We start from the raw sequence: 25,464 nt of genomic DNA on the forward strand, positions 1-25,464 counted from the left end.
CTCCGGCGAGGCCCAGGCCCGACTACTCAACCGGTCGCGCGCCCCTTGACTGCTGGGAGTAGACGCGCCACCAGCGCACCGGCCACACCCGCAGCGAAGGCCGCAGCACTCAGAGCCGACACCCAGTCGTGCACATCCACAGCGGTCAGCACCCGCAGCTCAACCGGATCACCGCGCCCGACTCCTGAGCGGGGGTCGGATGGCACGAGATCCGACGTTCGGAGCAGCATCACCAGCCAGAACGCGGCCACCGCCTCAAACATCACCACAGCAAGACCCACCGCACGGGAGATCGTACGGGCAGGACCGCGCGGGCCGAACCGACCCGCACGCCGCACCGCGACACCGTCAGTCATGCCTCACCACCTCCCCGCACACCCGCATCACACCCCACTTCTACTAACCACCTTCGTATTTTGTGGCCATCGGGCGTGGGCGCCGGGAACGAGGGTCTCGAAGCAATCACCACAGGAGGCCGGCCGGGCCAGGCGGAAGACTATCGCGGCCACCAGACCGAAAATCGCGATCACACTGCCAGTACGGACCCACCTCGGGGGTCGATTGAGCTCGGCCCTCAACGCCAGTTCGGCAATCGGATCAGCAGGCACCACACCACCCTCGATCGGCCCGCCCGTGGCGGCGAACACGATGAACACCCACATCGCCGAGGCCATCCACACGAGCGAGTCCACCATCACCGCCAACGACGCGCCGTGCAGACGAGCAGAAAACAGCATGAACGCCCCAACACAGAGCAGCGCCAACACGATCGCCGCCGCGAAAAAGCCCTGGGGAGCAACCACCATCACGCCGCCGGCCGCACTCACAGCAAGCGCACTCGAAACGAGCGCCCGCCAAGCCTCCCCACCTCGACCCGGCCGACGGGCAGCGGCGACACCACACGCTACGACCGCACCGAACAGCCCCAAGAGTGCCCCTTGGGCCACAACGCTTGCGATCACCGCACCTCCAACAGCCATCTTGAAACTATTCCAAATAGTAGTTCAGATGAGCCGGAGGACGCTGAGCGGAGGGGGAGCAGCTCTACCCCATGGATGGACCGAGGCCTCCCGAGGCGAGGAACCCTGGGCCGCTCGCTCGGGGTCGCAGTCCTCGGCAGCGTCGGAACAGCGGCCTATCGCAGCAGCATCGAGTCCTCCCTTCCCGACAATCTGCCCGCCGACGCAGCAGCCGCGGCCTCCGACAGCATCGACGGCGCGCCCACCTACGCCGACGAACTGCCCGGAGCGCTCGGGCAACAACTGTGGCGCATCGTTTCGTCACTGGTGACGAATCATGCAGCGCGGCAACATGTTTCGCCGATAACGATGATTATGTCAAGTAAACCACTGCATATTGCAGCAGATGAATCGCAGCTAGACCACCGCCCGCCCTGTCCGATGAGTGAAACGGCGATACGTTGTGGTTGCAAAGTCTATCGAGAGGATCGAGCCATGACGGCCGCACCTCCTGGAAGACCCAAGCTTCCGAACCGTCTGTCTCAAGGAGTGCTTCACATCGATCTGGACTTCTTCCTCGTCCCAGAATGCCGCGACAGTTTCGACGAAATCCTGCTCGTCCCCGTCGGCGTCGGACTGAGCGTCGAGAACCTGACTGGGCGTGGGCTTGCGAGGCGAACGCTTGCGTACACACGTCAGAAACCCAGACTTGCAACGGTCCCAAATCGCCCTCACGCATCCGGTGTCGGTACTCGCCGAACCCTGTCCCTCGCTGCCGCGCCTCGCTATTGAATACAACGCTGCCGCGCGGCCAGGCTGTGCACCTGGGTGCGAATATGCAGCGATCGAATACGCAGGATTACCAGTAAGCCACTGCATACTGCATCAGATGCATCAACTCGCCACTCCTCCTGATCCTGACCGCGGTCACGAACACCATTGTTTCGCAGCGGCATTCGAGCAAGCGACACAACTTTGACGCGAGGCCCAGCGCTTGAGGCCGGGCCGCGTTGCCACGGAGTTCAACCCGATGACCTGCGGAGTGGCGTCGGATGCACCGATCTTGCCAGTTGTGTAGGACAGCCCGGACTGTCCACGCGATCTGCGTGTCGAATGCTGGGGCCCACCCGCGATGGGCGGGATAGCCGAAGCCATCCCGCCCATCGCGGGGGCTACCCAATGGGTAGATGCCAGGGGCCTAGCTCGCAGCTGTTCGGGGTCCGCGGCGGGCTTCGACCTGCGCCTTGCGGCGGTTCAGGCGCCGGCGGATGCTCTCCCCGAGTTCGGTGGGCTGACCGCACAGGGTCGCGGCCGAGGCCCAGGTGCACCCACCGTCGGCATGCACCTCGATGATGGCGATCTCGATGTCGGTGAAGTGGCTCAGAACGTCCCGGAGCCAAGGGTCGGTGTAGGTCTCGGCGAGCTTCGTATCCGGGGCCGGGGTGATATCCAGGAGGCTGGGCCCATCGGCGGTCACCCGCGCGTCGAAGGGCTGCACGAGCCGGCCACCGATCTGGGTCTCGTCGCTCGGGCGCCACAGGTTGTGGTTGGCCTTGCTGCGCGCACGCAGATGCTTGATCAGCGTGTCGTCGTCCATCGGCGTCGTATCCCAGCCCGGCTCGAGCAGAGCGGCGATGACCGCCTCGAGCATCGTCGCGGGCAGCCGCGCGAACTCCAACCAATCCCGGGCGAAGGCCTTCACCGCCTCGGTGTCACCGTGCAGGACCGCGTTACGGGCGCCGCGCGCTGCCCACAGTGCGAGCCGTGCGAGACGGTGACCGGCCCAGGCCAGGGTGTGCCAGTCCCGGAACAACGAACCGATGCTCTCCTGCAACCCGGCCAGCACGCCGCCGCCGAGGAGCCCCGCCGACAAGTCCGGGATCACGAGGTGACCGCTGACCATCTCCGACACCGACCGCGCGACCGCGGCGACCTGGGCCTGGTGCGGCAACCCGATCTTGGGCAGCAACGAGTTGATCTTCATCGCACCGACAGCGTGCACCTGCGGAGAGACGTCGTTGAACAGCTTCTGCACGTCCACCTGCGGCAACACCACATCCGGCAACATCTTCGGCATCGGCGGGAGCAGCTTGGGCACCACGACATCCGGGAACACCTTCGGCACCACCACATCGGGCAGCAGCTTCGGGGTCTCGGGCATCGCGTGCCGGCGGATCGTTCGCAGGACGTCGTCGTAGGCCGGGCTCGCGATGAACTGGCGAAGGAGGCCACGGGTCGCGGCATCCATGCCCGGCGTGATCGGACTTCGCGACGCAGCCCGGTAATCAGGGCGGGTCGTAGGCGGGTCGGCAGGCCCTTCGGTCTCGGCAGCACCCTGGCCGAGGTTCTGGTCCGGGTCCTGTGTGCCGTCGTCGCTGGGTTCGATGTGGTCGGTCATCTCGCGGGTTCTCCTTCGTGTCTCGAGGGAGGTCGCTTCGGTTTGTGTCGACCTCCTACCTCTTAGGTGGGAGAACCTGCGATTTCGACCACCACTCGCATGTGTTCTACATCACAGTTTGGGGTCCTGTATTCCCTGGCCCGAGTGTCGCGGCCGCCGTCGTCACTCCGACCACTCCTCCAGCTCGGCTGTGAGGTCGTAGTCGGCGGCACCACGGACAAGCGTCTCTGCGTTGGCACGGGACACGCTGTGCCCGTCGGGCCCGTAGTAGCTGGCGATGACGTCGGGCGGGGTGAAGCGCCCACCGAGCGGGTCGCCTCCGTCGCGGCGCACCTGCCACCATCGATCCAAGGCACGATCCTGCGCGACATGTTCGGGCACCTCAACCAGGATCACCCGGACGTGGGTGTAGCCGGCGTCCTGGAGCTCGGTGAGCAGAATGTCCCCCAGCCCGGACCACGTCAGGGTGCCCTCGATGATGATCGGCTCGCCGTTCGTGAGGACGTGGCGGCGCACCGCATCGGAGATCTGGGTCGACTCGACGTGCACCAGCGCCGCCAGCTCGCGCGGCGCCACGGGCTTACCGTCAGCGAGCCGTTTTCCCAGCAGGTCCGCATAGAGATCGCTGATGACCGCGTGCTCGAGCAGTGTGTCTTTGATCTTGTCGGCGTCCACGCGACGGTACTGCGATGCCTCCGGTCCCAGGATCGCGTTGACCGCCGTCGACTTGCCCGCGCCCGGAACGCCGGCGGTGATCACCGCCTCACGCACGCCCCCGCCAGGCGCCAGCTCGTCGGCGAGGTAGTCAGTGATGATCTCCTTGCGCACCCGGGCGCGGTTCGGATCGTCCGCGAATTGCTCATAGGTGGCGCGGGGACTCTTGGTACCCGCGGGGCCGCCGTTTGCAGTCAGGGCAGCAAGTTCGGCGGCTACCGCGTCACGCAGCTCATCAGCAGCACTCACCCGTCGTCAGATGCAGCGTTGCGCTGCCGGTCGCGGCGAGCTGCGAACAACTCGGAGTACTCCTCGAAGGTGAGCCGGTCGCGCTGGAAAGCGAACTCGATGTCGTCCCAGCTACCCCGCACATAGGCGTCGGTGGCGACACCATTGACCTCAGGGACATGCCCGTCGGTGTAGTCGAGTTCCTTGAGTGTCTGCATCATCTGTTCGTCACTGATATCGCCGGCGTCACGCTCATCGATGATGTCCAAGGCCGTGGGCGGGATCTCTCGCAACGTCCCGGCGTTCTCCCGCTTGGCCGCTTTCAGCGTGCGGCTGATGTGCGGCTGCGACACGTCCAGAGAGTCCGCGATGAGTTTCTGGTTCAAACCACCCAGGGCCGCGTTAATGATGGCCTGGCGCTCCTGGCGGACGGCAAGCCGTCGCCGCGCGCCGATCCTCCGCAGCTCAGCGATCTTCGGAGGCTTGATCTTCGTCGCCATCGCGTTCCCCATTCTCGTGCAAACCGCGATTCAAAGCTTATGCAATCAGTATACTCCCACGTAGACCCCGATCTCTAGGCTCCCGGCTCGGTCCTCAGCACGTGGCGCGCAGGCCGGTGTAGGCCAGGAGCACTTCGTTGGTGGTGGTGGTAAGTTCACCGCGTGCGCCCGCGGGTGGGCTACGTCGGGCTCGGCGCCGAGCAACCGGACCGGCATCAACAGATGCCGCACCCCATCGAACTCGACGCGGCCGCAACGTCGTCGAGGCGGCCGTCGAGTGGACCCCCGCATAGACCGACCTGAAACAGGCTGTCCCGCAACGCCGAAAGAGCATCAGTCTCGCTCGACCAGCCGCGGTAATGCCTACGACCGTCTCTTCGACACCGGGATCGCCCACCTGCACCGCTACGCCGCTGAGCATGGATCGAGCTCGCCACTGCGCGACGCGACGATCGACGGGTTCGCGATCGGTCAGTGGGTCGTCAACCGCCGTGCCGAGTACCGGCGGGGCCATCTGTCGGCCGAGCGGATCGTCGCATCGAAACCGAGTTCCCGGACTGGCGGTGGACGGTACGGCCCGCCGCCACGAAGAGCAGGCGGTGACCTCGTGCCCAGCGAGCACGACTCCCCGACCGCTGGCCGCCGTCGTGCGGACAATCGGCGGTTCGACGCCGGGATCGCACACCTGCACCGCTACGTCGCTGCGCATGGATCGAGTTCGCCGGCTCGCCACGCAACGATCGGCGACTTTCGGATCGGCGCCTGGGTCGACAGCCGCCGCACCGACTACCGGCTGGGCAGGCTATCGTCCGAGCGGATCCACCGTCTACATCGCCGGCGCCGGCCCCGTCGGGCGCTGCGGAGCCGCGGCGGCACGACTGCTCGGGGCCTCGTGCATCATCGTCGGCGACTACCATCAAGACCGGTTGGACCTGGTCAAAAGCAACGGCTGCGAGACAATTGATCTCAGTCAAGACATCCCCCTCACCGACCAGATCGAGGCAATCCTCGGCGAACCCATGGTCGATTGCGCCGTCGACTATGTCGGCACCGAAGCCCACGGTATCGGTGCCGACGCGCAGTCCATGGACCCCGCAAACGCGATCAACCAGGTCCTCGACGCCACCAGGGCCGGCGGAGCTACCGGCGTTATCGGCGTCTATGGACCCGACCCACTTGCCGCGTCGAAGGATGAGCAACAGGGCACCTATCCGATCGACTTCGGTAAGGCCTGGATCAAGTCGCCACGCGTGACGGCAGGGCAGGCACCGATCATGCACTACAACCGCGAACTGATGATGGCCATCCTCTGGGACCGCATGCCCTACCTCAGCGCAATGCTCAACACCCAGGTCATCAGCCTCGACGAGGCGCCCGCCGCCTACGAGACCTTCGACCAGGGCTCGCCGAACAAATTCATCATCGACCCCCACGGGATGCTCTCAGCCTGAGCGCTACCAGCTACCTAGACGTGGTCGGCCCTGTGTCTGCACAGAAGCGCAGACACAGGGCCGATGGTTTACTAAAGCGAGAACCTAACCCACTGGCGGTGATCACGAGATGGTCGATACACACGACATTGAACTCCCAGTGTTCGAACATTGGTCTACGGCCGACACCACCGACGACACTATCGGCGACCGATGGGCGCAGATCCGTCGACACAGTTACACCGACGTCGCTACCGATCCCGTTCTTCCAGGCTTCTACGGCGACGTTGCTCTTGGCCGATACACCAATTTCACGTTGTCGACCAAGCGCGCCAACGCCGAGGACGCCCGTCGCTCGGCAACCCGCATCGCGCGGGGACATGACGCCGATGAGTATCTCTTCGCAACGTTCCAGATCCGTGGTAGCTGCCTGATCGAGCAGGCCGACCACACCCACCTCGCCGCACCCGGATCGCTGTTCATCTACGACAGCTCCCTGCCGTTCCGCATGCGCGCCGATGGACCCTACGAGCAGGTGGTCGTCCAGGTGAGCGCCGATCGCGCCTTCGCACTGGCCGGCATGGACCGCACCACCGATATCCTCGCCACACCCATGGAGTGTTCCGGAGTTCTCTCCGCTGTGTCTGCATTCTTCACCCAACTGGCCCACTACCAGGCCGACGACCCCGTCGCAGCAGCCCGACTCGAACCGCACGCAGCCTCATTAGCCGTGTCTTTGCTACGGCTGACTAGCCCCCTACGCCCGCCGGCCGAGATACCCGCGCTCCTTCGTCGCGATCAAGTAATCGCCTACATTCATGCACACCTCACCGACCCCGACCTCGACGCCGACCGCATCGCCGATGCGGTGAGATTGTCCCGCAGAAGCCTCTACCGACTCTTTCACGACACCGACTACACGCTCATGGACTACCTGCGCAGGGCCCGCGTTGAAGCCGCACAGAACCTGCTCCGCAACCACCCCACAAAGTCTATTTCTCACATCTCGCGGGAAGCGGGCTTCAACGACGAACGCTCGTTCTACCGCACCTTCCGAACCATCACAGGCATGACGCCGAACGACTACCGCGAACAGTTCCATTAGCCGCCCGGCCACGCAGTCGTCTCCCCCGCTCGCCTAACCGAACCAGCATGCACGCCGCCTGGTTTCCCGACGTGAGCGCGCCCCAAAGCGAGCTTGCATCAGGGTCGCGCCGACGGAATCCCGGGTGTTGACACCGGCTTTGGCCAAGGCGTGAGCGTGTCCCGTTTCAGTTACGGTGACACTGGACCGTAGCGGGATCGTCCCCGTCAAGGCGCGGGTAGACCCATTCGATGCGAGTCATCTCGGTATCGGGGCTCACGCCGCGATGGGTGGCGCAGAAGAACTCGACAAACTGCGCTCGCGTCAGCTCCGGAAACCCTTCGGCGACGACATCGGAGGCCGTTGCTCGCCCTGGCCGCAATCGACGACGGCCTGCCGACGAGATCTCGTACCGCTGTGGCGATCGCGTCTCTACTTGGGGCATCGGTGGGGTTGCCCGCGTACCTGCTGCTGCGTGAGCGCGCCCAACCGCTGGGCGCGACGAGGGCAGGTGAGCCGAAGTCGAGCACATCGAGGGCGTCGGTGACTATCTTTCGTCTGTGGTCAGGCAGCTCGACGTGTACCTATTTGCGGAGCTGCTCGACGACGCCACCTGTCGTCGCCGCGTAGTCATCGGCGTTGGCCCGCTCGTCGTCTGTGAACGCCTGCACATCTCCAGGCCGGCCGTATGGTCGCACAATCAACGTCAGCTCAGAAAGTTGCACGCGGGCGCGGATCGGTGATCGACGATCGGCGGCCAGCCCTGCCGCTGCGACGTTGGGTTCAGCCACTATGCTCCTACTCCCCTGTATTCGGATTAGTGAGCCACGTGACGTGACCGCATTCTTTGCATGACCAGCACAAGGTTGGCGCTGGTACTCGGTTATCCCATCCGACAAGCGCTCCCCCATGATCCAGGGAATGCCCGTTCGCGCATCGGACTGGCGCAGCGAGTGACCACCCTTGACGGGTTCGTCGCAGCGATGCTGGAAAGACGGTGGGATGAGGCACCGACGGTCTTCCCGTAGGCAACTCGCCTAACCCGTGTGGCGCCTCATCCACGCCTAGATCATATCGCACACACGTTCGCATAGGAACCGCCGCTCCCCCAGCAAGCCCTCGCGACGATTGCGCGTAGACATCTACGTTTCGTCACAGTGACATAAATCATTGGCACGGGTTCCAGTGCGGAGTTCAGGATGTCGGATGAATGAAGACGGTCTGTGTTGTTTACCGCGGTAAACAACACAGACCGTTAGGGCTTATGGACGTCGCGCCCGGGCGTTACTCTCCACTGAGCTCGAGCTGGAGTGCAGCGACGAGTGCGCGGAGCTCGGACTCATCGAGAGCTGCTCGTGCTGCCTCGGCGAACGCTTTAGGTCCGGCCGCATAGCATTTGGTGACAGATTTGGTGATGGTGTCGACGGACGGCACTCCCCTGTCCTGTTTGCTCTCGGTTCGGTTGGGATCTTGTTTTTTGTCGAGGGCAGCTTGCCATGCTTTGACTTGCGCCTCACGCGGGACGTTGGCCAGTGCTCTAGCTTCCCGTACTGCATACTCCCCCGCTCTTAGTGATTGCTGTATCTGCGGGTCGAGCTTCAGTAGGGCTAGTCTTTGCGATACCCAACCTTTCGTCTTTCCGAGTAGCGCTGCGGCGTCGGCGCTTTTGCCGGTCTCTTCGACCAGCAGTTGAACGGCTCGGGCTTCCTCGATCACGTCGAGGTCGCGTCGGCCGATGTTCTCGATTACGGCAGTTCTGATGACTTCGGCCGATGTGCTTGCCAGTGAGTCGCGGATAACGATGTCCAGGCCTGGGCGACCATACTCGTGGGCAGCGGCAAGTCGCCTGTTGCCCATGACGACGACGTACTTGGCGTCGCCTAGCTGGGGCTCGTCGTCGGGCCAGAGGCGCAGGTGTGCTGCGCGACTGATTGCCGTTGCCGGTTGCAGCTGCCGATCTTTAATGCTTGCGAGATCGTCGAGGGAACCGACAGAGTCGCGTGGGTTTCTCGGGTTGGGCGCGAGTTGGTCCAGAGGGACGTTTGCCCTGAATAGTCCGTCAGTGCCTATGTCGCCGTCGACGGGCGACTTCTCACCAACTGTTTCCACAAGATCGGCAAGGCTGACTCTACTTCGTGCCATGTCAGGCCTCCGCCATTTGAAGCTCAAGGCACAGATCCTTGATATCTTCGCGTGCTTGTAGGGCTACTCTGTTCGCTGGATACTCGGTCACGACCAGCCCCTCGGCGCTTGCGCGTGCGTGGATTTTGTAGTGCCGCACTACGGTCTTTGCGCTCGGCCAACCCTGTGCGTCGATGAACTCTCGGGTTTGGTCGAGGTCAGTGTGTCCGTCGCGGGGATCCCAATCGTTGATAACGACGACATAGGGGACATCGCGCGGCTCTACAACCTTGCTGATGGTTCGAGCGGTGGGATCGAAGGAGAGAGGCAGAGGCGTGATGGGGACGACTACGAGTGTCGATACTCCAAGAACGGCGTCGAACATCTCGCCGAGTCCGGTATCTGCTGCGCCGGGAGTGTCGCCAATCCAGCCAGGCGTGTCGATGGAGATGTGTTTGACACCCCCTCCAATCTTTCGGAGCGAGCGCAGGACGGCCGGGTTGGATTCTTGCGCGATCCGGAAGGGCAGGTCGGAAACGCGATCAGCCCACCATAGAGCGGAGCCTTGAGGGTCGGCACTGACCGCGAGGACCGGGGATTCGTCCTGGGTCTCCGGGCGGGGGAGGAGTGCGGCTTTGCTTGCCGCGAGGTTGACGGCGAGCGTCGTCTTGCCGACGCCACCTTTCTGATTGAGAAATGTCCACACTGCTGCACCCATGACGGGGTACGTCCTTTCCGTATGCTTCACCTCCACACTGAGTGGCCGGCTACTTCGGGGGATTGTGCTCGCGTGTGGTTTACCGCGGTAAACCACCAACCTGCTCACTATGAAGCAGGTAATCGAACGCTAGAAGTTTACCGCGGTAAACCCTCCCGAACCGTCAGGCCGCACCGACGCAACCCAAGAACCGAAAGGCTGCGCGGCAAACCTTGATGTATCTTATAGTCTACAGTTACGTAGACTATAGTCAACAACTGTGTCGACTAAGAGTGAGCGAATTCGAACGGTAGGGGCCCGCGTCCGCGCCGCTCGAGTCGCAAGCGGCCAGACTCAGACCGGTCTAGCCAGCAAGGTCGGCATTCATCGGACCCGACTGTCTGCGATCGAAGCAGGCCGCGCCAACATGACAGTCGCGACACTCTATGGCCTTGCGGACAGTCTGGGCGTACCGATCACTGACCTGTTAGCTCCGTAGCGTCTTTGCTCGTGTTACCAAAGGGCACCATCGAACGTTCACGGAGGCTGTCGTCCGGGGCCACTACGTGCAGTCCGGCTATGCCCTCTCACTCGCGCTGCGCGGTGGCTAAATGCCGCAGCGAAAGGTAGCTCGGGATGGCCGCCAGCAGCCTCAAAGGCCCGGGTGGGGCTTGACGGTGTGGGGGATCGGCGAGTGCGCCGACGTAGCCGTTCCCTGATGACAAGGCTGCGGCGCACTGTCGGCGCGTGCCACGCCTCGCGCTCAGCCGTGATCACCCGCGACCGCTCTGTGCAGATCTCGGTGGCACCGCTTGCATCGGCTGCCGCTGCGAGCGTCTGAGGCCCGCGCAGCCACCTGGTACCGCGGCCCTGGCCCTGCCGTATAGCAAGGCCCAGCTTTTCAAGCACCGCTAGGAGTCGTCGGACACCGTGGGAGAGGGTGCCAGCGGGCAGGCCGGTGAGTGTGCTGAGGGTGGACGTGCTGGCTCCTGCGCCGGAGGCGGGTAGATGCGTCCAGACGGACCAGCAGGGGTGGCCTAGCTCGCCCCACAGGGCGTGGAGGATGGGGTGACGGGTTATACCCTCATTTGTGACGTCATGGCGCACATCCGTGCGGTAAATCTCAGCGGGTCGTTGGAGGCTGTAGCAGGTAGCTGAGTGCGGCGATGTGCTGCGGTCATGGGGAAGCGTGACTCTGAGGAGCCCCCGGTCGACAAGTGCGCGTAGTCTTCTGCCGGCCGTGTCGTGGCTGACGTTGAGCCATAAAGCCATATCGCGCCAGGCGATAGGACGGCTGTCGGTTCCGTGTCCGTCCGCGAAACGTTTTGTCACGCATGCGTAAGCGGCCGCGACCAGCGCAGGATCATCCCATGTAGCTATCTCGGTGAGCACGGTCCGGATCAAGTCGTCGGCCGCTGGGTCGGCGGGACGGTAGGTGGTGGCGCGTGACTTAATTGATTCCCAGTGTGCGCGGCCGCCGTCGTCTCGGGAGGCAAACTTCTCGAACGCGGGACAGCTGCGGTACCAACCTGCCGCACGTCGCCATCCACGGATTCCGTGACGCCACAACACCCACGCACCTGCTGTTGCAGCGTGTGATCGGTATCCTTCCGTCGCCGTGCGATGCAGCGTTGCCCATTCCGCCGACGTGAACGGACGCTGCGGGCGCCAGGCGCGCGGTTGATCGAGGTCTCCGTCTAACGTGGCATCGTTGCTGTCGTCAACGTTGTCGTAGCGACGCAGTGGTGCGGGTTGGGCGACGGTGCCGAGAGTGCGGCTCCGACGACCACCGGTGCTGCGGCCAGATACAGGTACCAGCACGGCGGGCAGCTCTCGGATGGCGCGATCGGCCCGCATGATCGCTGCGGTAACGGTGATCCGATTCCCGCCCTCGTCGATGGGATAGCACCAGCTCCCACCCGGCTTCAACGGTGCCGACCCCGGAAGGCGCAGAAACTGGTCTCTAGTGCGGAGGTCGAGCTCCGTAGGGGAGAGACACTCCCATGTGCGGATAGTGGTGATGCGCTCGATCAAATAGTCACGTGACGCTCGACTGGGGCAAGCGATCGCGATATGCACCGAATCCGGTGACCCCGATGCGGCGAGGTAAGCAAGTTGGGCGGCCGCGTCGTCGATGCTGTCCAGGATCGAGGTCAGCACCCGATCAGCGCAGCGGTCGACGTCGACCACGACAAGGTCGGGGCGCAAAGGCGCAACGATCGCCCACACCGCCCGGCCGCCACCCGCGTGCTCCGCTTGGGTGATGAGGTCCGTCGGATCACCCGATGCCTCACGTACTGGGGCACTGCCAGATATCGGGCGTAGGGCGTACCCTTCGGCGTCCGGGGCAAGGAGGAGCCGATAGAGCTCAACCCATCGACTACCCGACGCTGAGGCGTCTGTATCGAATTCGTGATCCGACACGCATTCAGAAGTAGCGCGGCCAGTAGGGTGCGCGCTACCCTGAGACCAGTCCGCCAAGACTGTCCCTTCGGGGATATGAGAGTCAGCTGACCACTGGCTCTCGGAACTTCACGAACGCCCTCGGTGACCTCCGGGGGCGTTCGTCGTATTTAGTTACGCGGAATCTTGCAGATCAAGCACCTCCTGTAGCGGCGGAACACCGGGGAACTCGCACCCAGAATCGGCCGCGGCGAGCGCGCAGATGTAGTCGACGATCGACATACCGCGTTCTGCGGCGCGCCTTCTGATCGCCGTATCCGCGACGCCCGTGACAGCGATGCTGATAGGCACCAAGCTAGCGCCGCTGGGGTCCTTCCTGGGTCTTCCCGCCACAGCGACCATTGTTTCCTTAAAAAATTCGCATGCAGGTTAGACACGCCGTACAGGGCGCAAGTTTTCACCGCCCGCCCCTCGGCGCGACTCTCGCCGTAGGTCTGCCACCCTGGAACACATGGTGAAATCACTGACCGATCTGCCGTTCCCTAATGGCAGGATTCCTTTCCTGGGCGATGTCAGATCGGTCGACCGCAAGAATCCAACACAGCACGAGATGCAGCTCGTCGACCAGCTCGGCCCGATTTATCAGCGACTCTTGCTACGAGACCGACTGATTGTGGTCGGCGGCGGTGAACTTGCCCGTCAGTGTCTCGATGAGAGGAACTGGGCACGTGCTCTCATCGGGCCAGGGGCGAAGCTCAGAAGCGTAGCAGGGTCCGGCCTGTTCACGGCGCGGTCGAGCGACCCGTTGTGGGGGCAGGCTCGGCGGATTCTGACCCCAGGGTTCTCGCAAGAAGCGATGCGCGTCTACCACCGCGCGATGCAGTCTGTCTCTGACGATCTGACGGCAAAGTGGAATGACCTAAGCGACGTCTCAGTGCATGAGGACATGACCGCCGCGACTCTGGAGGTAATCTCGCGGGCGGGATTCTCTCAGTCGATGGGGCTACTCGGAGAGCCTGCACAAGCATCCGAGACCAAAGAGTTCCTGTCCGCGTTAGAAAGGACCCTTGATTGGGCAAGTCAATCCAGCAACGATCTTCCTATAGTCGGGTGGGTGCGTGGCCGGCACGCAAAACCGCAGCTGAGCAGAGATGTGGCATTTGCCCAGAACTATGTCGATGATCTGATCAAGGTGCGTCGGCGAACTGGTGTAGCTAGAGCCAACGGCGGAGAAGAAGGTCCCGACCTGTTGGACCTCATGATGAACAGCGAAGATCCCGAGACGGGGCAGACTCTCCCCGACGAGAATATTCGAGACCAGGTGTTAACCTTCCTGGTCGCTGGCCATGAGACGACTGCCGCTCTGCTGGAAGTCGCCCTGCATTACCTCGCTTCCGCTCCCACAGTGGCCACGACGCTGCGATCGTCACTAGATGCTGGGAGTACCACGTACGAGTCGATAGCCAAGAACCGCGTCCTAAGAGCGTTCCTCAGCGAGTGTCTACGTCTGTGGCCACCAGTTCCTGGCTTCTTTCGTGTCGCACGGACAGATCAGAACCTTGGGGGATTCGAAATTCCTGCAGGCCGTGCTGTCTTCGTTCTCGCGTTAGCTGCCCAACGGGATCACAAGGTTTGGGGGACCGACGCCTCCGAGTTTCGGGCGTCGCGCTTCATCGACACACGGATCACCGCCCGATCGGGCGAGTTCTTTGCTCCGTGGGGAGCAGGCCCTCGTTCATGCATCGGTCGACAATTCGCGCTCCATGAGGCCGCCGTGCTTTTGAGCGGTATAGTGGCGAACTTCGATGTCGACCTGGTCGACCGACACGAGCCGATCCGCATGCGCGAGCGGGGCACACTGCGTCCGGAACCGTTCACGATAGGGGTATCACGAGTAGCAATGGAAGGGTAAAGAAAATGGGTTCCTGGTATCTCATAGAGGCGCTCGCCCCTCCAGCACTGTCGGTAGTCTTTAAGGACGGCGATAGCCGTGAGTGGACGTCGATACGCTCGCTCCGCCGCCAAGACGGTGTTGAGCCGATCGAAGACCTTTGCACCGAGGTCGTCCATAATCGCGATCGACTCGACCGGACAGTTGTCGGCAGGCTGGGTCCGCGAAGGATCGTCATGGTGCCAGTGCTTGGTCCCGAAGGCGATGTCTACGGCATCAAAACGTGGATCGGTGAGAGCGGCGAGCAGCCCACGCAAGAACGCGCGGTGGCCGCAGTTTCCTGGTCAATCGAAACACTCACTGTGACACATACCCTCGAGTCGTACATGATGAGTTCGACCAGTCCAGAGGGTTTTGGCAGCACTCGCGATCCCGGTGAGTTCCTTCGCAAAGTAGTCCAGTTCGATGCTCTGAATGAACTAGCCGCGTTATGTATGAATGACGGGACGCGCACCCAATTTCAGGGAGCACTGACTGTCCTCCACGACGACGGGCACCTCATGGCATGGCGAGGAATTTCTCGAGCGGGTACTGGAATCAATGGCTCAGAGATTCGGGGACTCATGCACGACGTGTCCGACACTGAGAAGCCGTCGATTGGACCTCTCACCGCACTGCGGTTAAGTGACCTGGAACGTCATTCCGATGCCCCACCTGCTGTGCTCATCGCGTATCGAACCAACGACGAAGCCACGCCACCTGTGATTCCAGCGATCATGTACTGGATTTCACCGAAGCCTAACTACGTCGCGGATTCCGCAGTGACGGACTTGCCGGATATGGAGACGCCCGGTACCCCGCCTAACCTGATCCATCCAGAGGATTGGGACGAGTTTGCGAGGGCACAGAAGGTCCTCAAAGCCCGCACGCAAAACGAATTAGAAATACCCGTTATTGCGCGAATACTAAACAAGGACCGAGAATGGACCCTGGTCCGTTTTCTGCTTACAGGGTACCCCGGGGCAGTGGGGAAGAGGCTACACGTTGGACGTTTCAGCCCAATTGAGATCGAGCATCTCGCGACCGAGCGCGCGAGCGAAACGAACGCCGCCGAATAGTTGCGCTACTTAACTGCGGCGGCGGCGCGCCGCTTGCCGCTCAGCAAGGTGTCTCACACGTGCGCTTCGTGTATTTTCCCAAGCAGAGTCCACGACACCTCGCGACACGCCGTAGAGCTCTGCCATCGCGTCGGCAACCGAATCGGGTAGCTCCCGACGTTGCCCGCGTTCAAACTCGCCCAAGCTGGTTCTACTGATAGACAGTGCGCCTGCTGCCGCCGACTGCGATTTACCACCACGAGCGCGTAAATCAGCAATCTGGATCGCCTCTTCATCCAACCCAGGGGTCAACTCCTCAACGTTGACTCCTAGCGCAGAAGCGACAGCAGCCAGACTGGGCGCGCTCGGAACTGTCGTGCTGTTCAACCACGCCGACACGCTCTGCCGCGAAACTCCAACAGATTCTGCGAGTTCATCGGGCTGCACCCCGAGGCGGGACATAATGCGTCGGAGGGTAGCCGATGAGAACCCATAGACGCCCGCTCGCGGCACTCTCTCGCCTCCCTCGGTGGCCGAAATCATCCCGACTGCACTTCAGCCCTTCCCATCATTGTGACTTGCACGCACCAAAACATCCTCTCCGATCCGCCGATTACCTGCGCCCAATACTTGCACGCGAGAGGCGTTGACGGTACGGTAGGACGCGTAATAGCTATCACTTGACCGCCGTTACGGAGGTGTTACTATCTCTCTCACAACGCGCACTCATGTGGAAGTTCCCGCGCTCTGGTTTTCCGAGTGTGGTCGCGACAAATCGAACGCAGGGCATCGCTATATCGCGATGCTCAAATCGTTGGATACCCCGCACCACAGAGGAGAAACCGCACTCAATGACCACTCAAATCGGATGCCTTGGCGGGCTCTGCTTAGTATCCAGAGCTACCGAATTGGGGGAGTCTGTGACCTGACGTAATTCAGCCCTCACAGTTCCAGACGAGCCTCGATTGGCGTCAATACTCGCCTGGAACTGCAAGAGATACCCATCCGATCCGATGCGGTAGGTGAGGCATCGGTCTGGACGTGAACATTCTAGCGCCGTTGGCGTGGAACCATGCGCATGTCTTGACCCTCGCTTCTCTCTGCACGCCCAGAGCGCAGATTGCGAGGCTAACAAGATGAGTGTTCTGAATATCAGTACTGCCAGTGATGTGGCGAGTGCTGTAGACGCCGTGGTGGAGGAGTGGTCAGGCCAGCAGCAGCTAACCGACCTGGACGCGTGCTTGACGGATCGGTGCGGTGCGCGCCGCGTTGGTTGGTTGTGTGTGGTCGGGCTGCGGGTATCGGATTTCGCGCTGCCGCACTGCAATTCCGGCCATTACACGATTCGTTACACGACTCATCACGCATTTGAGGGTGACGCGCGATGAGTCGTCGTATGCGCCGCTTTGTCATCGCCGGGTTGTGTTCCGTTGTCACCGCGGCGTCTGTGTCGGGGGCGGTAGCCGTCTCCGCGGACGCGGCACCGTCGACGATCGCGTGCAAGGACGTGTTCGTTTTGGCGGTGCCGGGGACGTGGGAGACGAACGCGAAGGCGAATCCGGCGGTGGTGCCGGGGATGTTGGCCAGTGTTACGAACCCGTTGAAGGCTGCGGTGGAGAAGGGCACGCCGATCTCGGCGCCGGGTGTTGTGCCTGCGCAGATCGGCGCGGCGCCGACCGTGGGTATGGGCCAGGGTGCGGGGGATTCGTCGGGCTTGGGGTCGTTCCTTGGTGACGCCGCGACGTCGGCGCTGAATAGTGCAGCGGGGAGCGGGACTGCGGGATCGACTCCTAGCGCGGGCAGTGTGCCGCTGCCCGATGAGGGCGGTCCGACCGCTGGCGGTTCCAACGATTATCTGACCAACGACGGACGGGGTGGCACGGGTGCTGCTGCACCCACCACGACGTCGACGCCGACCACTACGGATGCCCCGACGACATCGGCGTCGAGTGGGGGACTGTGGGATGCAGTCGCACCGTCTACCGAGACCAGCTCGGCCGTCACGACCACACCGACGCCCGGTGCGGCTGCTCCTGCACCCACCGATGGTGGTGAATCGATCGGCAAGTCCGTGAGCTTCGAACAGGTCCCGTATGTGGCGCAGGTGGGCGGCCCACTGGCCGGGGTGATCAAGGGCAATCCGCTCACTCTGGGTCAGTCTCGCAAGGCCGGCACCGACGCCCTGAACGCCCGGATGAAGGCGATTGCGTCGCAGTGTCCGACGGCCAAGCAAGTCCTGCTCGGTTACTCGCAGGGCGCGCTCATCGCCGGCGATGTGCTGTCGGCGATCGGAAACGGCAAGGGCCCGGTCCCGGACTCGACTGTGATCGCCGGCGGTTTGTTGTCGGACCCTGCCCGCACCCAAACCACGTCGAACCTCGACTCGGATCAGCCGACAGCACAGCCGGTGAGCCTGCCGGGCGCGGAGAGCTTCGTGGGCCCGAATGTGGTGGGGCAGGGCGTCGTTGGTGCCCGCCCGGACGGCTTCGGCACGTTGGCCGACAAGGTCACGTCGTTTTGCGGTGCGCAGGACAGTATCTGCGCTCTGTCGGGAAAGTCCAAGGCGATCGCCGCGGTTGTCCCGCTGCTGAACCTGCGCAGCGAGGACATCGGCCCGTACGTGACCGGCCGCGCGCTGACGCTGCTGGAGCATGTCGCTAACGCAAACCCGGCCGACATTCAACAGGCGGTGACGTCGGTCATCAGCGCGGTCACCCGGGTCTCGATGGCTGCGGCGGTCAATCCGGCGTCGCTTCCTTTGGAGCTGGCCCAGATTGTGTTCGCGTCGTCGATGCTCTCCGACATCGGGAAGGTCGTCGACATGCCCGAGTATGACGCGTTCCTGTCACTGACCAAGCCCGATGAGTTGGCCACGCAGGCAGTGCAAGTGGCGTCTTACGCGCTCTTGGGAGCGCACCAGGCGTACGCCCACACCACGGTCGACAGCCGCGGTGACTCGGCCACGCAGTGGCTCGCGAAATGGCTTCTCGGCCGGATTGAAAGCAGCTAACCAAACAAACAACACCCCGCCTGGCGGGGACCTGACGGGGCGTATGGGAGTGCGCCGCAAAGGGTCGCCACCAGAGCGGATGGAAATCCTCGCAGGGATAACAGGCGACGGCACACAGGCCGCGTCACCGGCGAGACGCAAGCTGGGGAAGGTGTAGGCGGTGAAGAAAACCTCACTGGCGCTGGTGCTAGGAATCGTGTTCCTGGTCCCGGTGATCATCGTGACGGTCATCGCTGCACCGTTCAGTAAACCCTCCGACGAGATCGGTGGAGGATCGGCGCAGGCCGGTCTCAAGACCGGCACTGTCCCACCGGAGTTTGAGTCGTGGGTGATCAAGGCTGGCAAGGTCTGCTCGGACATCTCCGCCCCGGTCATCGCCGCGCAGATCGAGGTCGAGTCCGGGTGGAACCCGACCGCGGTCTCGCCGGCCGGGGCGCAGGGACTGTCGCAGTTCATGCCCTACACCTGGCCGTCGTACGGCGAGGACGCCAACCACAACGGCACGGTGTCCCCGTTCGATCCGCCGGACGCGATCATGGCGCAAACCAACTTTGACTGCAAAACAGCCGCCCAGGCACGCAAGGACATCGCGTCGGGGCGGATCAAGGGCGATCTGCTCGACATCGTCCTCAACGCCTACAACTGCGGGTACGGGTGTGTACTCGCCAACGGTGGCCCGAACATCAACAACGGCGAGACCGAGTCCTACGCACCCAAGATCAAGCGCCTGATCCCGAAGTACGCGGCTATCGGTGCCGGTGGCGGCAACACTCGACTGTCGGGGCCGATTAACCGGAAGATCATCCAGGCGGCGATGCGGTGGCTGGGAACTCCGTACGCCTGGGCCGGTGGCACGAAGGATGGACCGTCGGCGGGTTCAGCACCTGATGTCGGGGTCACCGGCTTCGACTGCTCGGGGCTCACGCTCTACGCGGTCGCGCAGGCCACCGCCGGCAAGATCGTCCTTCCGCACTTCACCGGTGACCACTCCAACCCGGGCCAGCTCTACGACCCGCGCGGTAAAGAGATCCCGTTCGACCAAAAGGCCCCGGGAGACGAAATCTATTTCGGCAGTGGAGGAAACACCCACCACGTCGGCATCTACTACGGCAAGCAAAACGGCGTCGACATGCTACTCAACGCCCCCCAGTCGGGGGAGACGGTGTCGATCATGCCGCTGTCGGGATGGAACGGAGAGGAGATGTATGTCCGCCGATTCGGATCGTAAGACGACCCGCATTCACGTTCTCAGTGCAGTGGTGGGGGTGGCGGCTGCGGCCGCCGTTCTCACCGCGTGCTCGGGTGCTGACGACACCACGAGCTCGACGACCTCACCGTCGGTGGCGACGGTATCGCTGCCACCGTTTACTGCGCCGTCGGTGCAGTCCTGGCCGGGACGGTCGGCGACCTACCCGACCCCGCCGCCGATTCCGCCGACGCTGCCGAACGGGGTCGCCGCCAACCGCGCCGATCCGACATCGGTGGCCTTGGCCGCAGCCCGGATCTGGTTCGGCTGGGACACCGTCACCGACCGCAGCCCGTATGACGCCGCAGTGCGGTCGACACCGCTGATGACGCAACGGTGTGCGCAGCGAATCACCGCGACACCGCCGATCGGCTCGCCCGACGCGGACTGGACATCGCTGGCCCGTGTCCACGCTCGCGCGCAGACCACCGTGGCGATCGGGAGCGAGGAACGCCCCGCCGACACCGCCTCCTTCGCGGTGCGGGTGGTCACGGTCACCCAGACATTCACCGCCGACAGGGCGGTGCCAGACCGGCATCCGGTCGCCGTGGTGACGATGACCCGCGACAGCGCGGGGTGGTCGGTCACCGACGACGGCCAGCACGGATGCGGGGTGGTGACCCGATGACCCGCATGCGCCCACCAGTGATTGCCGGCGTGGCCGGGGGCGTAGGGACCACTGTCGTCGCCGGACTGCTCGGCGTTCCCGACGCCGGTGTGTGGGTACCCGGGATGCCCGCCGACGTCCTGGTCTGCCGTTCGGTCGCCCACCAGCTCGCCGCGGTGACCCGCGCCGCGGCAACCCTCGACCCGCCGCCGGTCGTGGTGATCGTCGCCGACTGCGCCGAGAAGGCACCCGCCGCGGTCCGCGACCGCGCGCACATGCTCGAACCGAATGTCGCAGCCGTGGTGTGGATTCCGTGGCTCGCACCGCTGCGCGAAGTGGCCGATCCGGCCGCCGCCGCCCGCGACGCCGTGCTGGGCGATGCCCCGCCTCGCTGGGCGATGGCCGCTCGTGTGCGTCGGGAGGACCTGCTCGCCGCGGTGACCACCGTGTTGAGCGCCGAACCGAACAACGGCGACGACGCCACTCATCCGGTGGACACCGCGCCGAGCGCCCCGGAGGCGCCCGCCGAGGTGGCTGCGGCACCCACGTCGGTGCAGTCAGCCGCGCCTAGCGCCCCTGCCGCGTCGCGGGCACCAAGTTTCCCGCCGCCGCCGGCGACGGGCGCCGACCACTGGTCGGTGGCGCCTGACGCGCCCCCGTCGCGGTCGGCATCACACGGGCCGCCTCCCCAGGCCCGCTACACCGCACTCGACTCGACCGGCGCAGATGGTCTGCGCCGGACCTCCTGAAAAGACAAGGAACACGCATGTCCATCGCACTGGAAACCCTTACCCACGCCGCCACCCTGTGGGAGGCCCACCGACCCCACAGCGGTATCACCGTGGCCGACGGCAACTTCCCCGACCCCAAGCCAGTCCCGCTGCCAGAGAAGGCCCAGCGCGGCGTCGATCAGATCCTCGGCATGGTCAAGACTTTCATCTACGTCCTCGCCGTGGGCGCTGGACTGTTCGTCTTCGCCGGAATGATCATCGGCGCACGCGGCCGGTCAAATTTCGCCAAAGACGCTGTGAGCCACTTCCCGTGGATCTTCGGCGGCATTATCGGCGTTGGCTGCCTCACCGGCCTGCTCGACATGTTCAGCTGATGGGCGGCTTCCGACGGTGGGCCGCGGCAGCGATCGCGGTCTGGTTCACGGCATGTCTACTCGCCACGCCGTGTGTCGGGGTGGCCTGGGCCGACCCCGCCGCACCGAGCGTCCCCGGTCCGTCGACCGGCCCGGCCCCGTCATCGGGTGCCACGGCCCCCGATCCGTCGACCGACCCGGACTCCTCTGGTGGGGACAACGAGATCAAGTTCGGCACTCCTGAGCAGGGCCAGATCCACTGGGAGAAGTTCGGCGGCTCGGAAAAGGACTCGGCGAGAAACCTCGACCAGTTCTCCACCCAGATCGTCGGCTACTGCCTGACGGGGTTCGGTATCGCCGCCGTCCTCGGCGGGATGGTTGTGATGGGTCTGATGATCGTCGGGTTCAAGGGCCGCTCGACGGTCGCGAAAACCGCTTTGGAATCCAGCATTTGGATATGGGCCGCGTGCCTGCTTGTCGGATCTGCCTCCACGATCGGCGGGCTCCTGCTTTCCGCAGGCATCCCCGACTGACCACCCAACACCTGTGATGACGAAGGAAGGACACCGCTGATGGCGATGACAACGAAAGAGTTCCGCCGCCACCGCCTCGACGGCCGGGGGAAGGTGATCATCGCCGCACTGGTCGTAGCCGGGGTGGTGATGGCTGCGCTGCTGCACTCGTGCAGCTCCGACACCACCCCGGGCAGTGGAGCGCTCGGCCAGTCGTCAGGGGCGCCGACGACGGCGAAGGGGTCGCTGGTGCCGCAGATCCCGCACCGCACCCGTACACCGGCCGACCCGGACTATCTGACCGCTGCACCGCAAGGCATTTCGTGGCAACGGGTCGATGGGGTACCCCTACCGTTTTCGGCGACCGACGGCCCGACGCGGATCAACGGCGCGGTCACCGGCGGGTACTCCAACTCCCCGCAGGGCGCGGTCCTCGCGGCGGCGCAGATCGCGTTCCGGCTGGCGTTCTCCCCGGACTACCAGGCAGTCGTCGACGCACAGACCGACGTCAGCGACGCCACTCGCAGCCAGCTCGTCGCCGCCCGCGCAGCGGGCCCGCAACCCGACCCGTCGGTCATCGCGCAGTTCGCCTCAGCACCAGTGGCGTTTCGGGTGTCGGCGTTCGCCGACAACCACGCCACGGTCTACCTGGCCTATCCGCGCACACCCGGTGACCAGGTGCGGTTTTCCCGGTCGGCACTGATCTGGGAGGGCGGCGACTGGCGCTACAGCGACCAGTTCGACTCCCACAGCCCGCCGCTGCCAGACGCCCCGCTGCCCGCCACGTTCACCCGCTTCTGATCAAGGACGACCCGCTATGAGTTTCACCAGCCCCGAATTCCGGCAGCCCCCCGACACTGGTCACCGCCGTGGCCACCGAGCCGCCGTCATCGCGATCGTCGTCGTCGTGCTGGCCCTCATCGCGGTGGTGGTCGTCGTGGCCACCCGCGGCGTCGGCCGCAACGCTGCGCCTGGTGGGGGACCGGTGCCCGCACCAGACGCAGCTCCCTCGACATCGACGGTGACCTCCAGGCCGATCACGTGGTTGCAGGTCGGCCCGGTCCAGCTGCCGTTTTCCGACACCGCCGGCCCACGAGTGCAGGAAGGTGTCCTCGCCCGCGGCTTCGCCCACACCGCCGACGGTGCGCTCATCGCGGCGCTGCAAATCCCGTTTCGGGTGTATTCCCTGTCGGGCACCGAGCAGATCATCGCCGACCAGGTCCTCGGCGACGACAGCGACCGCGACGAGGTCCGGGCGCAAGCATCACGGCTGCAAGCCAGCCTCGACACCAACCAGGTGCTGCCTCGTGCGTTCGCGTGGCGGGCCTACGAACCGTACGACGACCAGGCCGCCACTTATGACATCGCGACCCCGACCGCCGACGGCCAGTACAACGTCTTCCGTCTCACCGTGGTCTGGATCTCCGGTGACTGGAAGTACCAGCCCAACTACTACGAAAGCCCCGCCGACCCGATCCCCGCCGCCACAATCACCGGCGACCCGGCCTGGCACCAGTTCACCGACCGGAGCCTGCGATGACCGGCCGCGCATCCCGTCTCAGTACCTCCCTGGCCGCTGTATTGGGTGCCATGGCGGTCCTCCTGTCGGCGTTCGCTGGGTCTGCGGCCGCCGACCCAGCGACCACCAAGGGCTGGGTGCCCGCCGATCCCGGCCCACTGACCAGCGAGCAGAAGTCATGGTTGACGCCGATCGACGGCCATCCCGGGTTCAGTTCAATCCAGTGCGCGACGCACCCCGATTTCGGTGACTGCGCAACCCATGGCGGGGCCGATGACTCCAAGGGGTTCACCAGCTACATCTACGACTCCACCGGCAAGCTCGCCGGCGTCGCGGCGACCGCGCCGGGCTCGCTCGACGCCGACCACAAGGGCCTGCTCAACAGCGACGGTGTGCTCGACTGCGCGACTGCCAAGAACAAGATCCCGGTCTGCGACAAACCCGAGGGGTGGGAGCAGTCCAAGCCGATGCAGTACGACAGCAATGGCCGGTTCCAACGCCTCACCCAGGGCGGGACGGTCACCCCCGGTGCCGGTGACGTCACTAGGAAGGTGGACTGGGACAAGCTGAATCCCGTTTCCGCGGCCAAGAAGGAACTCGACAACTGGTTCGCGCAGGCGTGTGAGTCGATCGGGAAGTTCGCCGGTGACCTGCTGACACTGTCGATGACGTGGTGGCTCAAGGTCGGCTCGATCGACGTCACCTCTGGGCTGGCGCTCACCGGCAGCCGCGCTGTGCAGACGGTGGTCATGATGATCATCGCGCTCGGCATCATCGGCTCGGCGATCACGATGGTGCTCACCCGCCGCCCCGGCCCCGCCGCAGAGCTGGGCATGGGGGCGATCAAGTTCGTGCTGATTGCGTCGCTGTCGACGACGATCCTCGCCGGTGCCATGCACGCCGGTGACGACTTCGCCCGACAGGTCACCGCCGACGGTGCTGACCAGTTCGGCCCGCAGATGCAGCAGATGCTGGGTATCGCCACCCTGCACAACCCCGGCGGAGTGTTGTTGCTCGGCATCGTCGCCGCCGTCCTCGCCGGTATCCAGTGGCTGTTCGGCTTCGCCCGCCAGGCCGGAATCGTCGTCCTCTACGCGATGCTGATCTTCGCTGCCGCCGGCCAACTGTCGTCGTGGGGGCGCCAGTGGTTCCCCCGGATCTGTGCGATGCTCATCGCCCTGGTGCTCTACAAGCCCGCCGCGGCGATCATGTACTCCCTCGGATGGAAGCTAATGGGCACCGAGCACTCGCTGTCGGCGGTGATGGTCGGCTTGATGGTCATAGCCCTGACCATGCTCGCGCTACCGGCGATGCTCAAATTCTTCGCGTTCATCTCCCCAGCCATTGCCGGCGGCGGGTCCGCGGGTACAGCGCTTGCCGGCATCACCGGCGGCATGGGGCTCGCCGCGCAGCTCGGCGGGGACATGCTCAGCTCGTTCAGCTCGTCGGGTGGGGATGGCCAATCCAACTACATGGACGCCACCGGCCCGCAGTCGTCGACGACCGGCCCCGAGGCCGACCCGAGCCCCGGCAACAGCCCCGGAAGCGGTGGCTGCTCCGGGGGGGACGGCTCCGGCGGCGAGTCTGCTGGCGGCGCCGAGGTCGGCGGCGGTGCGGACGTGGCCGATCTCGGCGGCTCCGACGTCGGCCCAGAGTCCCCCGACGCCGCGGGCGGTATCTCCGGCGGCGATGACGGTGGGGTCCCCGTGAGCAGCGGTGCCGGCGGCGAAGGTGCCGCCGCCGGGGGTGTTGGTGGCGGCGAGATGGGCGCTGTCGCAGCGGAATCCGGCGGCAACCCCTACGTCGCGGCGGCAATGGTGGCCAAGGACTCGATCAGCTCGGCCGGGGACTCTGTCACCGGTATGGCCCAAGGCATGGCCGACGGCATGACCGAAACCGCCGACACCACCGGACCGGACATGCAATGACCGACCACCGAGACGACCGCCACACCACCGTGCCCG

The 25,464-nt window shown here is 64.5% G+C and carries 28 protein-coding genes; 17 read left to right on the top strand and 11 right to left on the bottom strand.

What is annotated here, in order from left to right; translation table 11 throughout:
* Positions 1–26: 26 nt before the first annotated feature.
* The 6 genes from A5788_RS09835 to A5788_RS09860 form a co-directional block, all read right to left on the bottom strand.
* On the bottom strand, positions 27–356 hold the full coding sequence (locus tag A5788_RS09835) for a hypothetical protein (RefSeq protein WP_005195283.1): 330 nt from the start codon (positions 354–356) through the stop codon (positions 27–29).
* Positions 357–383: 27 nt separating this feature from the next.
* Positions 384–827, bottom strand: a complete 444-nt coding sequence (locus A5788_RS09840; protein ID WP_231894176.1) for a hypothetical protein — start codon at positions 825–827, stop codon at positions 384–386.
* Between the two features lie 505 nt (positions 828–1,332).
* Positions 1,333–1,698, bottom strand: a complete 366-nt coding sequence (locus tag A5788_RS24580; RefSeq protein WP_442902926.1) for a hypothetical protein — start codon at positions 1,696–1,698, stop codon at positions 1,333–1,335.
* Between the two features lie 459 nt (positions 1,699–2,157).
* A complete protein-coding gene (locus A5788_RS09850) occupies positions 2,158–3,207 on the bottom strand; it encodes a hypothetical protein (RefSeq protein WP_156525480.1) in 1,050 nt (349 codons plus the stop codon).
* A gap of 312 nt (positions 3,208–3,519) precedes the next feature.
* Positions 3,520–4,320 carry a zeta toxin family protein gene (locus tag A5788_RS09855; RefSeq protein WP_064865056.1) on the bottom strand — a complete coding sequence of 267 codons (801 nt, stop codon included), beginning with the start codon at positions 4,318–4,320 and terminating at the stop codon, positions 3,520–3,522.
* On the bottom strand, positions 4,317–4,799 hold the full coding sequence (locus A5788_RS09860; protein WP_064865062.1) for a hypothetical protein: 483 nt from the start codon (positions 4,797–4,799) through the stop codon (positions 4,317–4,319). Before A5788_RS09860 ends, A5788_RS09855 begins: the two co-directional genes overlap by 4 nt.
* Before the next feature lie 277 nt (positions 4,800–5,076).
* On the opposite strand from A5788_RS09860, the gene A5788_RS23505 reads away from it, so the two are divergent.
* The 3 genes from A5788_RS23505 to A5788_RS09875 all read left to right on the top strand — a co-directional run bounded on the left by A5788_RS23505 (position 5,077) and on the right by A5788_RS09875 (position 7,334).
* Positions 5,077–5,763, top strand: coding sequence for a helicase associated domain-containing protein (locus tag A5788_RS23505; RefSeq protein ID WP_231894074.1), 687 nt, complete (start codon positions 5,077–5,079; stop codon positions 5,761–5,763).
* Entirely contained in the window at positions 5,726–6,250 is a 525-nt protein-coding gene (locus A5788_RS09870) for a hypothetical protein (RefSeq protein WP_082937829.1), read from the top strand. The genes A5788_RS23505 and A5788_RS09870 overlap by 38 nt, the downstream gene beginning before the upstream one ends.
* Before the next feature lie 139 nt (positions 6,251–6,389).
* On the top strand, positions 6,390–7,334 hold the full coding sequence (locus A5788_RS09875) for a helix-turn-helix domain-containing protein (RefSeq protein ID WP_231894075.1): 945 nt from the start codon (positions 6,390–6,392) through the stop codon (positions 7,332–7,334).
* 563 nt (positions 7,335–7,897) lie between these two features.
* On the opposite strand, the gene A5788_RS09880 is transcribed toward A5788_RS09875, so the two are convergent.
* Positions 7,898–8,104 (bottom strand): hypothetical protein, encoded by a 207-nt coding sequence (locus tag A5788_RS09880; protein WP_064867127.1) that lies wholly within the window; start codon positions 8,102–8,104, stop codon positions 7,898–7,900.
* Between the two features lie 60 nt (positions 8,105–8,164).
* Between A5788_RS09880 and A5788_RS23830 the strand changes: the two genes are divergently transcribed.
* Positions 8,165–8,341, top strand: a complete 177-nt coding sequence (locus A5788_RS23830; RefSeq protein ID WP_156525481.1) for a hypothetical protein — start codon at positions 8,165–8,167, stop codon at positions 8,339–8,341.
* Between the two features lie 256 nt (positions 8,342–8,597).
* Here A5788_RS23830 and A5788_RS09885 read toward each other — a convergent pair whose 3' ends face one another.
* Both A5788_RS09885 and A5788_RS09890 read right to left on the bottom strand, forming a co-directional pair.
* A complete protein-coding gene (locus A5788_RS09885; RefSeq protein ID WP_231894076.1) occupies positions 8,598–9,482 on the bottom strand; it encodes a ParB/RepB/Spo0J family partition protein in 885 nt (294 codons plus the stop codon).
* A complete protein-coding gene (locus A5788_RS09890) occupies positions 9,457–10,152 on the bottom strand; it encodes a ParA family protein (RefSeq protein ID WP_064867131.1) in 696 nt (231 codons plus the stop codon). Before A5788_RS09890 ends, A5788_RS09885 begins: the two co-directional genes overlap by 26 nt.
* A gap of 259 nt (positions 10,153–10,411) precedes the next feature.
* Here A5788_RS09890 and A5788_RS24585 point away from each other — a divergent pair, with 259 nt between their 5' ends.
* Positions 10,412–10,630 (top strand): helix-turn-helix transcriptional regulator, encoded by a 219-nt coding sequence (locus A5788_RS24585; RefSeq protein WP_082937830.1) that lies wholly within the window; start codon positions 10,412–10,414, stop codon positions 10,628–10,630.
* 2,078 nt (positions 10,631–12,708) lie between these two features.
* Here A5788_RS24585 and A5788_RS09895 read toward each other — a convergent pair.
* Positions 12,709–12,885, bottom strand: a complete 177-nt coding sequence (locus A5788_RS09895; protein WP_156525482.1) for a hypothetical protein — start codon at positions 12,883–12,885, stop codon at positions 12,709–12,711.
* A gap of 160 nt (positions 12,886–13,045) precedes the next feature.
* Between A5788_RS09895 and A5788_RS09900 the strand changes: the two genes are divergently transcribed.
* A complete protein-coding gene (locus A5788_RS09900; protein WP_082937831.1) occupies positions 13,046–14,446 on the top strand; it encodes a cytochrome P450 in 1,401 nt (466 codons plus the stop codon).
* A gap of 5 nt (positions 14,447–14,451) precedes the next feature.
* Complete coding sequence (locus A5788_RS09905; protein WP_064865726.1) at positions 14,452–15,543, top strand: GAF domain-containing protein; 1,092 nt, start codon at positions 14,452–14,454, stop codon at positions 15,541–15,543.
* 9 nt (positions 15,544–15,552) lie between these two features.
* On the opposite strand, the gene A5788_RS23515 is transcribed toward A5788_RS09905, so the two are convergent.
* Positions 15,553–16,065 carry a helix-turn-helix transcriptional regulator gene (locus A5788_RS23515; RefSeq protein WP_269449559.1) on the bottom strand — a complete coding sequence of 171 codons (513 nt, stop codon included), beginning with the start codon at positions 16,063–16,065 and terminating at the stop codon, positions 15,553–15,555.
* 593 nt (positions 16,066–16,658) lie between these two features.
* On the opposite strand from A5788_RS23515, the gene A5788_RS23835 reads away from it, so the two are divergent.
* The 10 genes from A5788_RS23835 (at position 16,659) to A5788_RS09950 (ending at position 25,428) form a co-directional block, all read left to right on the top strand.
* Positions 16,659–16,910: a hypothetical protein gene (locus tag A5788_RS23835; RefSeq protein WP_156525483.1), complete on the top strand. Its 252-nt coding sequence runs from the start codon at positions 16,659–16,661 to the stop codon at positions 16,908–16,910.
* On the top strand, positions 16,907–18,532 hold the full coding sequence (locus A5788_RS09910; protein ID WP_231894078.1) for a cutinase family protein: 1,626 nt from the start codon (positions 16,907–16,909) through the stop codon (positions 18,530–18,532). Before A5788_RS23835 ends, A5788_RS09910 begins: the two co-directional genes overlap by 4 nt.
* A 160-nt stretch (positions 18,533–18,692) precedes the next feature.
* Positions 18,693–19,760 carry a C40 family peptidase gene (locus A5788_RS09915; RefSeq protein WP_064865723.1) on the top strand — a complete coding sequence of 356 codons (1,068 nt, stop codon included), beginning with the start codon at positions 18,693–18,695 and terminating at the stop codon, positions 19,758–19,760.
* Positions 19,738–20,406, top strand: a complete 669-nt coding sequence (locus tag A5788_RS09920; RefSeq protein ID WP_064865721.1) for a hypothetical protein — start codon at positions 19,738–19,740, stop codon at positions 20,404–20,406. Before A5788_RS09915 ends, A5788_RS09920 begins: the two co-directional genes overlap by 23 nt.
* Positions 20,403–21,134 carry a hypothetical protein gene (locus A5788_RS09925; protein ID WP_064868449.1) on the top strand — a complete coding sequence of 244 codons (732 nt, stop codon included), beginning with the start codon at positions 20,403–20,405 and terminating at the stop codon, positions 21,132–21,134. Before A5788_RS09920 ends, A5788_RS09925 begins: the two co-directional genes overlap by 4 nt.
* 17 nt (positions 21,135–21,151) lie before the next feature.
* On the top strand, positions 21,152–21,490 hold the full coding sequence (locus tag A5788_RS09930; protein WP_064907300.1) for a hypothetical protein: 339 nt from the start codon (positions 21,152–21,154) through the stop codon (positions 21,488–21,490).
* The gene (locus tag A5788_RS09935; protein WP_064865714.1) at positions 21,490–22,002 is read left to right on the top strand and encodes a hypothetical protein; all 513 of its coding nucleotides are present in this window, start codon (positions 21,490–21,492) and stop codon (positions 22,000–22,002) included. Before A5788_RS09930 ends, A5788_RS09935 begins: the two co-directional genes overlap by 1 nt.
* A gap of 39 nt (positions 22,003–22,041) precedes the next feature.
* Positions 22,042–22,782: a hypothetical protein gene (locus tag A5788_RS09940; RefSeq protein WP_064865712.1), complete on the top strand. Its 741-nt coding sequence runs from the start codon at positions 22,042–22,044 to the stop codon at positions 22,780–22,782.
* A gap of 16 nt (positions 22,783–22,798) precedes the next feature.
* Positions 22,799–23,521 carry a hypothetical protein gene (locus tag A5788_RS09945; RefSeq protein WP_064865710.1) on the top strand — a complete coding sequence of 241 codons (723 nt, stop codon included), beginning with the start codon at positions 22,799–22,801 and terminating at the stop codon, positions 23,519–23,521.
* Between the two features lie 50 nt (positions 23,522–23,571).
* Positions 23,572–25,428, top strand: coding sequence for a hypothetical protein (locus A5788_RS09950; protein ID WP_064868452.1), 1,857 nt, complete (start codon positions 23,572–23,574; stop codon positions 25,426–25,428).
* The last annotated feature ends 36 nt before the right edge of the window (positions 25,429–25,464 follow it).

Origin of the sequence: Gordonia sp. 852002-50816_SCH5313054-c, assembly GCF_001665925.1 — a bacterium.
Taxonomy (GTDB): domain Bacteria; phylum Actinomycetota; class Actinomycetes; order Mycobacteriales; family Mycobacteriaceae; genus Gordonia; species Gordonia jacobaea.

Excerpts from the sequence above, each read along its gene's own strand:
- A5788_RS09835 (WP_005195283.1), bottom strand. The coding sequence starts at position 356 with ATGACTGACGGTGTCGCGGTGCGGCGTGCGGGTCGGTTCGGCCCGCGC.
- A5788_RS24580 (WP_442902926.1), bottom strand. The coding sequence starts at position 1,698 with ATGCGTGAGGGCGATTTGGGACCGTTGCAAGTCTGGGTTTCTGACGTG.
- A5788_RS09850 (WP_156525480.1), bottom strand. The coding sequence starts at position 3,207 with ATGGATGCCGCGACCCGTGGCCTCCTTCGCCAGTTCATCGCGAGCCCG.
- A5788_RS09860 (WP_064865062.1), bottom strand. The coding sequence starts at position 4,799 with ATGGCGACGAAGATCAAGCCTCCGAAGATCGCTGAGCTGCGGAGGATC.
- A5788_RS23830 (WP_156525481.1), top strand. The coding sequence starts at position 8,165 with ATGACCAGCACAAGGTTGGCGCTGGTACTCGGTTATCCCATCCGACAA.
- A5788_RS09890 (WP_064867131.1), bottom strand. The coding sequence starts at position 10,152 with ATGGGTGCAGCAGTGTGGACATTTCTCAATCAGAAAGGTGGCGTCGGC.
- A5788_RS09900 (WP_082937831.1), top strand. The coding sequence starts at position 13,046 with ATGGTGAAATCACTGACCGATCTGCCGTTCCCTAATGGCAGGATTCCT.
- A5788_RS09905 (WP_064865726.1), top strand. The coding sequence starts at position 14,452 with ATGGGTTCCTGGTATCTCATAGAGGCGCTCGCCCCTCCAGCACTGTCG.
- A5788_RS23515 (WP_269449559.1), bottom strand. The coding sequence starts at position 16,065 with ATGATTTCGGCCACCGAGGGAGGCGAGAGAGTGCCGCGAGCGGGCGTC.
- A5788_RS23835 (WP_156525483.1), top strand. The coding sequence starts at position 16,659 with ATGAGTGTTCTGAATATCAGTACTGCCAGTGATGTGGCGAGTGCTGTA.
- A5788_RS09910 (WP_231894078.1), top strand. The coding sequence starts at position 16,907 with ATGAGTCGTCGTATGCGCCGCTTTGTCATCGCCGGGTTGTGTTCCGTT.
- A5788_RS09920 (WP_064865721.1), top strand. The coding sequence starts at position 19,738 with ATGTCCGCCGATTCGGATCGTAAGACGACCCGCATTCACGTTCTCAGT.
- A5788_RS09925 (WP_064868449.1), top strand. The coding sequence starts at position 20,403 with ATGACCCGCATGCGCCCACCAGTGATTGCCGGCGTGGCCGGGGGCGTA.
- A5788_RS09930 (WP_064907300.1), top strand. The coding sequence starts at position 21,152 with ATGTCCATCGCACTGGAAACCCTTACCCACGCCGCCACCCTGTGGGAG.
- A5788_RS09935 (WP_064865714.1), top strand. The coding sequence starts at position 21,490 with ATGGGCGGCTTCCGACGGTGGGCCGCGGCAGCGATCGCGGTCTGGTTC.
- A5788_RS09940 (WP_064865712.1), top strand. The coding sequence starts at position 22,042 with ATGGCGATGACAACGAAAGAGTTCCGCCGCCACCGCCTCGACGGCCGG.
- A5788_RS09945 (WP_064865710.1), top strand. The coding sequence starts at position 22,799 with ATGAGTTTCACCAGCCCCGAATTCCGGCAGCCCCCCGACACTGGTCAC.
- A5788_RS09950 (WP_064868452.1), top strand. The coding sequence starts at position 23,572 with ATGGCGGTCCTCCTGTCGGCGTTCGCTGGGTCTGCGGCCGCCGACCCA.